Source organism: Planomonospora antibiotica (genome assembly GCF_014647955.1).
GTDB lineage: Bacteria > Actinomycetota > Actinomycetes > Streptosporangiales > Streptosporangiaceae > Planomonospora > Planomonospora parontospora.
On record NZ_BMQE01000016.1, the window covers coordinates 1 to 12,581 of the forward strand.

A 12,581-nucleotide genomic window follows, 5' to 3' on the forward strand; every position below is an offset into this window, starting at 1 on the left:
CGGCCGGCGTTGCCGCCGCGGGTGCTGCCCGCGACCGTGTGCACGTCCAGCTCGTCGACGACCCCGGACTGCCGGTCCCAGTAGTCGCTGGTGATCACTCCCATGAACACCGACCCGGTCAGGCCCGGCATCTGCTCCAGGGTCAGCCCGGCGTCCTCGAACGCCTCCCAGGCCGTCTCCATCGCCAGGCGGTGCTGCGGGTCCATGGCGGCGGCCTCGCGCGGCGAGATGCCGAAGAACTCCGCGTCGAACTCGTCGATGCCCGCCACGAACCCGCCGTAGCGGGACGACAGCTTGCCGGGCGTGCCGGGCGCGGGGTGGAAGACCTCCTCGACCGGGAACCGGTCGGCGGGGATCTCGGAGATCGCGTTCTCCCCCCGGCGGAGCAGGTCCCACAGCTCTTGCGGTGAGCGGGCGCCGGGCAGCCGGCAGGCCATGCCGACCACGGCGATCGGTTCGGACACGGTCTGAGGTTCACCGATCGAAGTCATACTGAAGGGTCCCTTTGCTGCTTTCTGCGTGGAGGAGCTGAGGAATCCACGGCCGCGTACCGGAACACGGCACGGTGACGGAGTGCGCTGGGCGGGGGGTGGTAGCCGGGCCTGCCGTGCCGCCGCGCGGCGGATCGGCGACGGAGGCCTGTCCTCCTGGATCTGTCCTTCGGACACGGATCACGATGCCAGCCGATGCTGCGAACGGCTTGGAGTCCTTGTCGGGAAGCAAAGAACCTTGGCCCGCTCCGGCCGCGGGCGCGCAGTCGCGGGCAGACGCTCCACAAGCCGATCCCAAGCCGGGGCTGAAGACTCTCGTCCGTGAAAGTCCCGGTGATACTCCAGCACAGCATGGTCGAATGCGGCGCCGCCTGCATGGCCATGATCCTCGGCGCCTACGGGCGTCATGTCCCCGTACTGGTGTTGGCAGAAGAGATGGGGACCGGACGGGACGGGGTCAGCGCGCTGGCGATGGTCCGCACCGCCCGGGGGCACGGGCTCACCACCCGGGCGCTCGCCGTGCCCGCCGTGCAGATGCCGCACGTCCCGTTGCCCGCCGTGGTCCATTGGCGGCACAGCCACTTCGTCGTGGTCGAACGGATCACCGGGGGCCGGATCGTCGTGGTCGACCCCGGGATCGGTCGGTTCGGCCTCACCCCGGAGGAGTTCGCACGCGACTACAGCGGTGTGGTGCTGACGTTCGCTCCCGGTTCGGGCTTCCGGCGGGGCCGTATCGGCGAACGAGGCGGATGGTGGTCCCGGTACCTGCGGACCGTCCTCGTGCGGCACCGCGGGCTGCTGGCCTTGCTGGCCCTGCTCAGCGTGCTGCTGCAGGCATTCGGCCTGGTGCTGCCCGCAGCCACCGAACTCGTCGTGGACGGCGTCCTGACAGGCGGGGAAGCCGACATGCTGCACCTGCTCGGCCTGGGCCTGGCCGTGACGACGGTCGCCCAGCTGGCGGTGGGAGGGCTGCGCTCCCGGGCACTGGTCGCCCTGCGCACCCGCGCCGACACCATGCTCCTGGACGACCTCGCACGACGCCTGCTCGCGCTGCCGTTCCGGTTCTTCTCCCACCGCGGCTCGGCCGACCTGGTCTCGCGGATCTCCTCGGTCGGCCTGCTCAGGGAGCTCCTCACCAGCCAGGCGCTGACCGCTCTGATCGACGGACCCCTCGCTCTCGGCTACGTCACGATGGTCACTGTGCGGTCCCCGCTGCTCGGCGCCGTCCTCCTCGCCTCCGCGGCGGCCCAGCTCCTCCTGCTCACCCTCACTCACCGGCGGATCGCCGATCTGGCCCACCGCGAGATGGAGGCGCGCAGCACCGCGCAGGGACAGCTCATCGAAAGCGTCCGCGGGATCGAAACGATCAAGGCGTCCGGGGTCGAGCCGCGCGTCCTCGACCGCTGGACAGGCCTGCTCGCCGTCCAGATGCGCCAGGCGAGGCGGAACGGCACGGCTCAGGGGCTGCAGGACGCCTCTCTCTCCGCGCTGAGGTTCGCCGCCCCTTTGGTGATGCTGTGGGTGGGCGGCTGGCAGGTCGCCACCCACCGGCTCGGTATCGGGACCATGCTCGGCCTGCAGGCCCTGGCCGCCGCCGCGCTCGCCCCGCTGGCATCGCTGGCCGCCGGCCTGCGCGGCGTGCAGATGGCCCGGGTGCACGCCGAGCGGCTGGCCGACATATGGGGCACCCGTCCGGAGTCCCCCGCCCCCGCCTCCGCACCCGTCCCCCGTTCCCGCAGTGGAGCCGCCCGTGCCCCGCACCAGGCCATCGAGCTGCGAGGAGTCGGCTTCCGGTACACCTCCACCAGCCCGTGGATCGTCCGCGACATCGACCTGCGGATCCGCTCGGGACAGAAGATCGCCCTGGTCGGGCGGTCGGGATCCGGGAAGAGCACCCTCGCACGACTGCTGCTGGGGCTGCTGCCGCCCACGGAGGGTGAGATCCGCCACGACGGGGTCCCGGTGGCCTGCCTGGACCAGGGCCGCCTGCGGCGCCGCTTCGGGGTGGTCACCCAGGAACCGGTCCTGTTCACCGGGTCGATCCTGGAGAACATCACCTTGGGAGACCCGGACGCGTCCTTGGACCAGGTACGGGAAGCCGCCCGGCTGGCCTGCATACACGACGACATCGTCGCCATGCCCATGGGGTACCGCACCCACCTGAACGAGGGCGGTGGTCTGTCCGGAGGCCAGCGCCAGCGTCTGGCCCTGGCCCGGGCGCTGCTCATCCGAGCCGACGTCCTGCTGCTGGACGAGGCGACCAGTCATCTGGACACCGACACCGAGGCGGAGATCGAAGCGAACCTGAGCCTGCTCACCCAGACACGGATCGTCATCGCCCACCGGTTGAGCACCGTCCGGGACGCCGACCTGATCCTGGTGCTCGACGGTGGCCGGATCATCGAAACCGGAACGCACGAGACGCTGCTCGCCCTCGGCGGCCGCTACGCCCGCCTCGCCCGGACGCAGCTCTCCACCGACCTCGACGTGGACGGCCCGCACCGTTGCGGCTGCGGCTCGTGACGAGGCGCCACGTCAAGGACCGAAAGGCCCCGGAAGCGTCCCTGGACCGTTCCAGCGGCTCCAACCTCCACAAGCCGACCACAAGTCCGCCCGCGCAAGATCTTTCACGAATCCACTCCGCCGAAACCCGAAAGGAGAACCGGTGTGATCACTAACAGGCTCACCGAGCTGAGGGACATCCCCGCCGTGGGCGTCGAGCTGAACGAGGGGCACCTCCTCGGCATCAGCGGCGGAACGCTGCCTACCAAGGCCACGTCTGTATGCGGGGTCTGGGAGAACACCGACGACTGGTGGTGCTAGGAAGCCGCCGCCACATCCTCTGAAAGGACAGGTCAGATCATGAGCACGAACACGGAACTCAACGACATCAGCGCGGTGGGCGTCGAACTGAACGAGGAGCGCCTCCTCGGCATCAGCGGCGGTGTGCTGGACCGGGAGGTCTGGCGGACCGGCTGCTACAGCGACAGCAGCTGCGACTACGACGACATCGCCCTCTAGCCACGCCTGCGGGGGCACCGCTGACCGGTGCCCCCGCACCCGGACCACGACGAAGGAACCCCATTGTCCAGCCCGCACGTCCTCATCCTCACCGGTGAGGACGACATCCACGCCGACCGGGTCGGCGGGTTGCTCGCCGAGCGCGGTGCCCGTGTCACCGTCTTCGACCCCGGGGACTTTCCGGCATCCGCGCGGATGAGCCTGGTCTACGAGGCGGACGGCCTCGTCCGGAGGCTTCTGAGCGGGCCGGGCGGGACCGTGGACCTGGACGCGATCACTGCGCTGTGGTGGCGCCGACCGGGACGTCCGGCGGCGTCCCCCGAACTCACCGACCCTGCCGTGGCGTCGTATGTCGCCGAGGAGTGCCGCAGCCTGGTCACGGGCCTGTGGGAGAGCCTGAGCTGCCGCCAGCTGCCGGGGCGCGAGTCCGTCTTCCGGCGCGCGGGCCACAAGGCGTCGCAGCTCGCCGTCGCGGCCGAACTCGGCTTCCTGATCCCGGAGACCGTGATCACCACGGACGCGGAGACGTTCCTCGACTTCTACGAGCGGCACGACGGCCGGGTCATCACCAAGCCGCTGAATATTCCCTGGGTCACGGGCGTGGAGGGCGATCTCACGCTGACCCGGCTGTGTGAGCAGGTCTCCACCCGGGATGTGGCCTACGCCGAGGGGCTGCGGTTCTGCCCGGTCATCGTGCAGGAACGGGTCCCCAAACACGTCGAGCTGCGCGTCACCGTGGTCGGGCGCCGGATCTTCGCAGCCGAGATCCACTCCCAGGTCGCCAACCGTTCCAGCCTCGACTGGCGGCGGTACGACACCCAGGTCACCCCCTACCGCGCACACCACCTGTCGGATGAGACGGCCGCGCGGTGCCTGGCCCTGATGGACCGCCTCGACCTGGCGTACGGGGCGATCGACCTGATCCTGACGCCCGACGGCCGCCACGTCTTCCTGGAGATCAACCCCAACGCCCAGTGGTTGTGGGTCGAGAGCCTCACCGGCCTGCGGATCAGCGAGGCCATCTGCGACCACCTGCTCGAAGGAGCTTGACCGTGTCACTGCCCGACCAGCTGCTGTCCGACGTTCTGGCCTGTCTCCGCCAGATCGCCGACATGGACTCCGGCCAGGCCAAGGAGTCGTTGAACGCGCTCCGCGCAAAGCAGCCCGACGTGCCGATGCGCCTGGTGTGGGAGCAGGACCCGTTCGGCGGGACCTTCCACTACGACATGCTGATCACGGTCGAGGGCGGGACGGTCTCCCTCGCGTTCGCCCCCGACCGCGCTCTTCCCTGGCCTCTGCGCGGCAGCCGCCACACCGGCGAGCAGGTCCTGCTCCGTGTCAACGGCACGGAGGTTACGATGGAGCAGGCCGTGAGCATGCTCGATGTCCTGTGGAGCGACACCGCCCTGGCGACGCGGCTGGTCAACGCCAGTCTGGTGGAGCAGGAGCTGGCCCGCTTCCCGATCGAACCGACCGCGGCCGAACTGCAGGAGGTCCTCGACGCCTTCCGCAGGGCCCGGGGACTGCTCACCGTCCAAGACACCCGGGAGTGGATGGCGGAGCGCGGGCTCAGCCACGCGCGCCTGGAGGAGATCGCCGCCTCCGAGGCCGCCGTCGCCGGTCTGCGCCGGCGTGTCGTCGGCGACGACGTGGAGGAGGCGTTCGCGTCCCGTCCCGGCGGCTACGATCGGCTGAGCGTACTGGAACTGCGCTACAGCGATCCCGGAGCCGCCCGGGCGGCGGCCGTACGGCTGGGCGCCCCGGACCGGCCCGGCGGTGGAACGGATCCGCTCGCCCTGGCGGCCCGGGAGACGCTCGACCACGGCGCGCACGGCCAGGTGCGGCAGGTGCGCCGGCGGGAGCTCGGTCCCGCCGCCGTGTCCGCCCGCGCGGGAGACCTGCTCGGTCCGGGGGAGCACGATACCGCCGTCCACCGGGTCCTGGAGGTGCGGCCGGCCGTTCTCGACGGCCCCACGCGCAGGGAGATCGAGGAGATGCTCTTCGGACTGTGGCTGGCGGACCGGCGCAGGGAGGCCGAGTTGGAATGGTTCTGGGGCACTGCGCCGCGGACCCGCGCACTCACCGAGGCCCTGCGGCGACCGGTGTCCGCCGCATTCGAGGTCGCCGCCGCGACGGTCGACGCGGACGCGGACCGGCCGCGCGGAGACGCAGGAGGCATGGACCCCTCACCTGCGGCAGACAAGTGAATCCCGGAATCCCCAAGGACGACAAGCGGATCACGGGCGCGGCGGCCCAGTCTCAAGGGGTCTGAACCGATCGGCTCCGCCCTCCGGGGCGAGCCACTCCACAAGGAGAGCGCCGATGTCCTTCGACGACCACGGGATCCCCGGTCTGAGCCTCAACCACAGCGAGACCGTCCTCGGTGACGACCACGGGATCCCCGGTCTGAGCCTCAACCACAGCGAGACCGTCCTCGGTGACGACCACGGGATCCCCGGTCTGAGCCTCAACCACAGCGAGACCGTCCTCGGCTGAACCCACCCGAACCAGTCCGGAGGCGAGCGGGCGCGGAAGCGCCGCGGGCCGCATTGAGCGGTCCTGACGCGCACGCCGTCCGTCTCCGGCGAGAGAGCAGGTGAGACCGGTGCCGATGCGCCGCCTGGTACCGCAGCTTCCCCGACAGGCGTGGCTCATCCTCGGCGGTGACGCCGTCTCCGCGCTCGGCACCGGCCTGACCCTCCCCTTCTTCCTCATCTACCTGCATGACCTGCGGGGGATCGAGCTCGCCACGGCGGGGCCGATCCTCTCGACGGTCGCGGTCGCAGGACTCGTCGGGAATCCCGCCGGCGGCCTGCTGGCGGATCGCTTCGGCGCCCGGTGGCCCGCTGTGGCGGGTCTCCTCCTCGCCGCGGCCGGTACGGCGGCGATGATCGCCGTCCGGTCGGCCTGGCAGGGATTTCTCGCGGCCGGGCTGTACGGGCTCGGTACCGCGATCGCCGAACCGGCGTTCCAGACGCTTCTCGGCACATCGGTTCCCGCTGATCGGCGCTCGCAGGTGTTCTCGATCCGGCACGCCGCCATCAACGTCGGGCTCAGCGCCGGGGGACTGCTGGCCGCCTTCACGGTCGGCCTCTCGTCGGTTCAGAGCTTCGTCGCCATCTACCTTCTGGACGCGGTCACGTTCCTCGTCGTCGCCGCTGTGATCTTCTTGGCGGCGCGCGGCCAGGGGAAGGCGCCGCCGCTCCCGGCCACCGGGAGCGACCGGGGAACCGGGCCGCCGGAACCCGGGGCGGCCGGCGGATACCGGGAGATACTCACCGACCGGCTCCTCCTGCCGATCTGGCTGTCGGTGGTGGGGGTGTTCGCCTTCGGGTACGCACAGCTCTACAGCGCGTATCCGGTCTTCGCCACCGGGGTCGGCAGGCTCTCCGCCGCAGGTCTGCAACTCACCTTCGCGGTGAACACGGTCACGGTCGTCCTCGGCCAGCTCCTCGTGCTCCGGTTCATGGAGGGCAGGCGCCGCACCCGGGGGTTCGCGCTCTCCGCCGCGCTGATGGCCGCCGCGTGGCTGATCGTGCTGTGGGCTGCGACAGGGGAGGCCGGATCGGTGGCGCCGGCCGGGTTCGCCGTTGCGATGGCGCTGTTCGCCGTCGGCGAGACGCTGCTGTCCCCGACCGTTCCGGCGATCGTCAACGATCTGGCGTCCGACTCGGCGCGCGGCCGGTACAACGGGGTCTACAGCCTCGCGGGAACCGCCGGGGTCGTCATCGGACCGGCGCTGGCGGGGGTGGCGCTCGGCGCCGGCCACGGACCGGCCCTCTTCGGCTGCATGGCTCTGGCGCTCGGGCTCGTCGCCCTGCAGGCGCTCCGGCTCGAACGCCTCCTCCCCGCCTCGGCGAACCTCGTCTCGGCGGCCCCGCCGGGCTCGTCCGCCCACCGGGGAAGGACGGAGGCCGACTGCTCCCCTCCCTGAGGGGAGGAGGGTCCCGCTTCACCGCCGACCACCCGCCGAGGAGGACTCCTCATGAACGACGGCCCCCCGCCCGGGACGGCGGGAACGAGGCTTCTCGACCTCGCCCGGGAGCAGGAGCTGGCGGGGCGCCCCGCCGAGGCGTACGACACCCTGCTGTCCGCAGCTCGCGAGTCGACCGGTTCCACGGAGACCTCCTGCGAGGCGCTCGCCGACGCCCTGGTCGAGGCGAGCCGCAGGCATCGGCGGTCCGGGCGGTACGGCGCGGCCCGTCCGGAGCCGGGCCGCGCCGGGACCGGCGCGGCCGAGCCGGCCGACCGGGACGTCCACCTGCTCCTGCTGAGCAGGCTGGGCGAGTCGCTCCGTCTCCTGGGCCGCTACCGCGACTCCGAGACGATGCTCCGGAACGCGCTGGCCCTCGCCGAAGAGGTCTTCGGCCCGGGCTCCCTGGCCGTCGGGCGCGTCTGCAACAGCCTGGGCGTGCTCCGCAAGTACACCGGGCGGTTCGACGAGTCCGAGCGGGCGTACCGGCGCGCGCTGGAGATTGTCGAGGCGAACGCCGGCGCCGCCCATCCCCTCCTCGCCGACATCCACCACAATCTCGGCGGGCTGAACCACGCGCGCGGGACCCACGCGCAGGGCGAGCCCCTGGCGCGCCACGGGCTGGAGTTGCGGCAGCGGACGTGCCGCCCCGACCACCCGGACGTCGCCGCCGACAAGGCCGCACTGGCCGCGCTCCTGCACGCGCTCGGCCGGATGGGGGAGGCCGAGGGCCTGTTGCGCGACGCCCTTGCCGTCTTCGAAAGGGAATTCGGGCCGGAGCACTACGAGGTCGCGTCGGCGCTGAACAACCTCGCCGCCATCAGGTACGCGAAGGGAGAGCTGGAAGCGGCTGAGTCGGCGTATCTCAAGGTCCTCGCGATCAAGGAGCGGCTGCTGGGACGGGCCCACCCCGAATTGGCGGTCGCCCTGAACAACCTCGCGATGACCGTGTGGAAGCGCGGCAGGCCGCAGGAGGCCGCGCTGCTCCTGCGGCGGGCGGTGGACCTGCTCGGCGACGAGGTGGAACGGGAGCAGCCCGTCCGGCTGGCGTGCGTCCGCAATCTCGGATCCTGCCTGCGGGCGGCCGGGGCGGTCGGGACGGCTGGCGGCGGGGAAGGCGACCGGGCATCCCGCCGCACGACCACCGGTGAGACGCCCTGAGGCCCCGGCGCCGTGCGGCGCCGCCTCGGAATCCGGTCGGCGGGCCGCCCGGAGACCCGTGACCGGCGATCCGGAGAACATGACATGAGATGTCCTCTTTCTCGGCCACCCTCGGTCTCATGGAGACGACACTGAAGGGGAAGGTCGCCCTGGTCGCCGGGGCGACGCGGGGAACGGGCCGGGCGATAGCCGCGGAGCTGGGCGCCGCGGGGGCGACCGTCTACTGCACCGGGCGCACGACGCGGGAGCGGCGCTCGGAGATGGACCGGCCGGAGACCATTGAGGAGACGGCCGAGCGGGTGACCCGGGCGGGCGGGGAGGGGATCGCCGTCCAGGTCGACCACCTGGTGCCGGAGCAGGTCGAGGCGCTGGTGGAGAGGATCGACCGCGAGCACGGCCGGCTCGACGTGCTGGTCAACGACGTCTGGGGCGGTGACCGGTTCGCCGCCTGGGACACGCCGCTGTGGGAGCACTCCCTGGACGACGGCCTGCGCCTGCTCCGGCTGGCGGTCGACACCCACCTGATCACCAGCCACTTCGCGCTGCCGCTGCTGACCAGGAACCGGGGCGGCCTGGTCGTGGAGGTGACCGACGGCACCTGGGAGTACAACGCCGGCCGCTACCGGCTCTCCTGCTTCTATGACCTGGCCAAGATCGCGGTGAACCGGCTGGGGTTCTCCCAGGCCCACGAGCTGCGCCCGTACGGCTGCACCGCGGTCTCGCTGACCCCAGGGTGGCTCCGCTCGGAGGCGATGCTAGAAATCTACGGTGTAAAGGAGGAGAGCTGGCGTGACGCGCTCGAGAAGGAGCCGCACTTCGTGATCTCGGAATCGCCGGCCTTCACCGGCCGCGCGGTCGTCGCGCTGGCCGCCGACCCGGAGCGTGAGCGCTGGTCCGGGCAGTCGCTCTCCAGCGGGGGACTCGCCCAGGTGTACGGCTTCACCGACCTCGACGGCACCCGGCCGGACGCCTGGCGCTACCTGGTCGAGGTCCAGGAGGCGGGCCGGCCCGCCGACGCCACCGGCTACCGCTGACCGGCCTGGGGACCGGGGGAACCGGGAGGCCGCGCCCCCGGGCCTCCTCGGGCCCCGTCGGGCCTCCCAGGGCCTTGTCGGGGCCGAGGGGAGCCGGGGGCTACGGGTGCCCTCGGGAGGGCCGGCCCCGTCCGGGCTCCGCCGGGGGCGGGCCGTACAGGCGGGACATGCGGGCGGCGGCCTCGGCGAGGCGGGACCGCAGCTCAGGCGGGTCGACGACCTCGGCCTCCGGGCCGAAGCGGAGGCACTGGCCGTAGGCGACCTCCGGGGACTCGACGGGCAGGACGAGCGTGGTCCAGCCCTGCTCGTCGGGCTCCCCGGCCGACGCCAGCGCCTCGCCGAGGGCCGCCGGGTCGGCGACGTGCCGGAGCAGGCGCATGCCGTCGGGGCTGAGCCGTACCGTGACGCGGGTGGTGAGCAGGGAGCGGGTGAACTCCGCGGCCCGCCCGGCCCAGAAGGCGGCCAGGTCGAAGTCGCGGTCCCGGTCGAAGCGCCGGTCGGCGTGGACGGCCACGGTGGAGAAGCGGTCCACCCGGTAGATCGCCGAACGGGTCGCCAGATACCAGACGCCGGCCTTGAGCACGAGGCCGTACGGCTCCAGCGTCCGCTCGGCGCCCCGGTAGAGCGCGGTGACCGGGTGGTCGCCCCAGACCGCCCTGGCCAGCGGGGCCAGGGGTTCCGGGGGCGGGCGCTCGCTGGCGAACCAGCCGGGGGCGTCGAGGTGGAAGCGCTGCGCGGCCGTCGCAGGGGCGTCGCGCAGGCCGGGGGAGAGCGCCGCGGACGCCTTGAGCCTGGCGGTGGCCGCGACCTCGCCCAGCCCCATCTCCCGCAGCGCCTCCGGGACGCCGGACAGGAACAGGGCCTCCGCCTCGGCCCGGTCCAGGCCGGTGAGGCGGGTCCGGTAGCCGTCCAGCAGCCGGTAGCCTCCGCCGCGCCCCCGGTCGGCGTAGACCGGGATGCCCGCCTCGGACAGCGCGAGCACGTCCCGGTGCACGGTCCGCTCGGACACCTCCAGCTCCCGGGCCAGCTCGGCCGCGGTCATCCCGCCGCGCGACTGGAGGAGCAGCACCAACGACATCAGCCTGGCCGCACGCACCCGCCGACCCTAACGCCCGGCGCCGCGCCGCGCGCCGGGACCGCGCCACCGCGCAGGCCGCGACCCGGGCGCGACGGGACGGCCCCGGGCGGCGGGAGGGAGGCGGTTCAGCGGGGGACCAGGGGCAGGACGACCGCCGAGGGGCGGGACGGGTCGTGGAAGACCTCCTGCTCGGCGATCACCATGGCGCTGCCGGTGCCCAGGGGGTCGCCGGTGCCGAGGTTGCGGGCGACGCGGGGGTAGGCGCCGCTCGCCACGTGCACCCGGATGCGGTGGCCGCGGCGGAAGCGGTGGCCGATCGGCCACAGGTCCACCTCGACCCGGCGGACGCCGTCGGCGTCGGGCGCCGGGTCGCCGGGGGTGAGCCGCCGCACGCCCTCGCACACGTTGTAGGACGCGCCGCCGGGGTGCACGTCGCAGACCCGGACCACGGCGTCGGTGTGCCCGGTGCTGGAGCGCAGGTACAGCTCGGCGGAGACGGGGCCGATCATCTCGGTGTCCTCACGCAGCTCGGGGCCGGTGTAGACGAGCACGTCGCGCCGGGCCTCCAGGCGCCGGTTGTCGCGCGGTTCGGAGTTGCCCAGCAGCACCGGGCCGCCCAGCGCCGGGGTGGGGTGTGCCGGGTCGTAGCGGTAGCGGTCCGGCTCGGAGTCCTCCGGGCCGCCCGGGTCCAGCCCGCCGCCGGGCCGCAGGTGCCAGCGCTGCGGGCGCATGCCCGGCACCGGCCAGTCGGGGTGGTCGCGCCACTCGTCCGCGCCGGTGACGAAGAGCCGGACCGGCTGCTCCCGCAGGCCCGACAGGTCTCCCATGAGGTGGGCCCGGAACCAGGACAGCGCGTCGGCGTTGGCCGCCCGGGTCTGCCGCACGTCCGCGTGGTACCACGGGCCGATGGTCAGCTGGGGCCGCCGCCCGGCGGCCCGCATCGCCAGGTAGTCCTTCACCTGCCAGGGCAGGAAGACGTCGTACCAGCCGCCGACCATGGTGACGGCGGCCTCCACCTCGCCCACCGAGGCGGAGAAGTCGCGCCTGCCCCAGTAGGCGGCCGGGTCGGCGTGGTGGGTCAGCAGATCCTGGAAGAAGGGCACGGCCCGGCCCGCCGACAGCACGTCCAGCTCCGCCAGCGGGCGCCCCGACAGCGCGGCCCGCCGGGTCCGGCGCGGGGCCGTCAGCGCGCCGAAGGGGCTGTCGATCGAGGCGGTCAGCGTGGTCCAGATCAGCGACGACTCCAGCGCGAACGCCCCGCCCACGTAGGCGGCGTCCCGGAACTGCGAGGCGGTCACCGAGGTGGCCATGGCCTTCAGGTCGGGCCCGGCCTCCGCGGCGATCGTCCACTGGGCGTAGCCGAGGTAGGAGGGGCCGTGCATCGCCAGACTCCCGCCGTACCAGGGCTGCCCGCGCAGCCAGGCGAGGGTGGCCAGTCCGTCGTCGTGCTCGTCGAGCGGGCTGGGCAGGCCGCCGGAGCCGAAGCTCCCCCGGCAGCTCTGCATGACCACCTGGAAGCCTCGCCGGGCGAAGGCGCGGCCGTACATGAGCCCGAACATCCCGCGCCTGCCGTACGGCGAGCGGATCAGGACGGTGGGCGGCCGGACGGCTCCCCGGGGGACGTAGCGGTCGGCGAGCAGGACCACCCCGTCCGGCATCGGGACCGGGAGGTCGCGCTGGACCGTCACCCGATGCGCGGTCTGAGGCCTGGCGGACCGGCCCGGCCAACTCGGCCATGTCGTAACCATATGTCCTCCTCGTCCGTTTTCTTACCCGCTGGTAATAGAACAAAGCTCGCGCCTGGGCATGTGAACCGGCAAGAC

The 12,581-nt window shown here is 72.7% G+C and carries 12 protein-coding genes; 9 read left to right on the forward strand and 3 right to left on the reverse strand.

The window, feature by feature from the left end; translation table 11 throughout:
* A partial coding sequence (locus tag IEZ06_RS16485) for a beta-ketoacyl synthase N-terminal-like domain-containing protein (RefSeq protein WP_229798250.1) occupies nt 1–464 on the reverse strand: 464 nt, incomplete at its 3' end.
* A gap of 348 nt (nt 465–812) precedes the next feature.
* Here IEZ06_RS16485 and IEZ06_RS16490 point away from each other — a divergent pair.
* From IEZ06_RS16490 to IEZ06_RS16530, 9 genes are all read left to right on the forward strand, one after another.
* Nucleotides 813–3,014: a peptidase domain-containing ABC transporter gene (locus IEZ06_RS16490; protein WP_229798252.1), complete on the forward strand. Its 2,202-nt coding sequence runs from the start codon at nt 813–815 to the stop codon at nt 3,012–3,014.
* Nucleotides 3,015–3,158: 144 nt separating this feature from the next.
* Nucleotides 3,159–3,314 (forward strand): hypothetical protein, encoded by a 156-nt coding sequence (locus IEZ06_RS16495; protein WP_189237591.1) that lies wholly within the window; start codon nt 3,159–3,161, stop codon nt 3,312–3,314.
* A 39-nt stretch (nt 3,315–3,353) separates the two neighbouring features.
* On the forward strand, nt 3,354–3,512 hold the full coding sequence (locus IEZ06_RS16500; protein WP_189237592.1) for a hypothetical protein: 159 nt from the start codon (nt 3,354–3,356) through the stop codon (nt 3,510–3,512).
* Nucleotides 3,513–3,575: 63 nt separating this feature from the next.
* Nucleotides 3,576–4,562, forward strand: coding sequence for an MvdC/MvdD family ATP grasp protein (locus tag IEZ06_RS16505; protein WP_189237593.1), 987 nt, complete (start codon nt 3,576–3,578; stop codon nt 4,560–4,562).
* Nucleotides 4,563–4,564: 2 nt separating this feature from the next.
* On the forward strand, nt 4,565–5,719 hold the full coding sequence (locus IEZ06_RS16510) for a TIGR04500 family putative peptide maturation system protein (protein WP_189237594.1): 1,155 nt from the start codon (nt 4,565–4,567) through the stop codon (nt 5,717–5,719).
* A 115-nt stretch (nt 5,720–5,834) separates the two neighbouring features.
* Entirely contained in the window at nt 5,835–6,008 is a 174-nt protein-coding gene (locus IEZ06_RS16515; protein WP_189237595.1) for a hypothetical protein, read from the forward strand.
* A 115-nt stretch (nt 6,009–6,123) separates the two neighbouring features.
* Nucleotides 6,124–7,446 carry an MFS transporter gene (locus IEZ06_RS16520; protein ID WP_229798276.1) on the forward strand — a complete coding sequence of 441 codons (1,323 nt, stop codon included), beginning with the start codon at nt 6,124–6,126 and terminating at the stop codon, nt 7,444–7,446.
* Between the two features lie 51 nt (nt 7,447–7,497).
* Nucleotides 7,498–8,646 (forward strand): tetratricopeptide repeat protein, encoded by a 1,149-nt coding sequence (locus tag IEZ06_RS16525; RefSeq protein ID WP_189237597.1) that lies wholly within the window; start codon nt 7,498–7,500, stop codon nt 8,644–8,646.
* 119 nt (nt 8,647–8,765) lie between these two features.
* Nucleotides 8,766–9,680, forward strand: coding sequence for an SDR family oxidoreductase (locus IEZ06_RS16530; RefSeq protein ID WP_189237598.1), 915 nt, complete (start codon nt 8,766–8,768; stop codon nt 9,678–9,680).
* Between the two features lie 100 nt (nt 9,681–9,780).
* Here the strand turns inward: IEZ06_RS16530 and IEZ06_RS16535 are convergent, their stop codons facing one another.
* Together IEZ06_RS16535 and IEZ06_RS16540 are read right to left on the reverse strand one after the other, a co-directional pair.
* Complete coding sequence (locus tag IEZ06_RS16535; protein ID WP_189237599.1) at nt 9,781–10,776, reverse strand: helix-turn-helix transcriptional regulator; 996 nt, start codon at nt 10,774–10,776, stop codon at nt 9,781–9,783.
* 107 nt (nt 10,777–10,883) lie between these two features.
* Entirely contained in the window at nt 10,884–12,446 is a 1,563-nt protein-coding gene (locus tag IEZ06_RS16540; protein WP_229798254.1) for a CocE/NonD family hydrolase, read from the reverse strand.
* Nucleotides 12,447–12,581 lie beyond the last annotated feature (135 nt).

Excerpts from the sequence above, each read along its gene's own strand:
- IEZ06_RS16500 (WP_189237592.1), top strand. The coding sequence starts at position 3,354 with ATGAGCACGAACACGGAACTCAACGACATCAGCGCGGTGGGCGTCGAA.
- IEZ06_RS16515 (WP_189237595.1), top strand. The coding sequence starts at position 5,835 with ATGTCCTTCGACGACCACGGGATCCCCGGTCTGAGCCTCAACCACAGC.
- IEZ06_RS16520 (WP_229798276.1), top strand. The coding sequence starts at position 6,124 with ATGCGCCGCCTGGTACCGCAGCTTCCCCGACAGGCGTGGCTCATCCTC.
- IEZ06_RS16525 (WP_189237597.1), top strand. The coding sequence starts at position 7,498 with ATGAACGACGGCCCCCCGCCCGGGACGGCGGGAACGAGGCTTCTCGAC.
- IEZ06_RS16530 (WP_189237598.1), top strand. The coding sequence starts at position 8,766 with ATGGAGACGACACTGAAGGGGAAGGTCGCCCTGGTCGCCGGGGCGACG.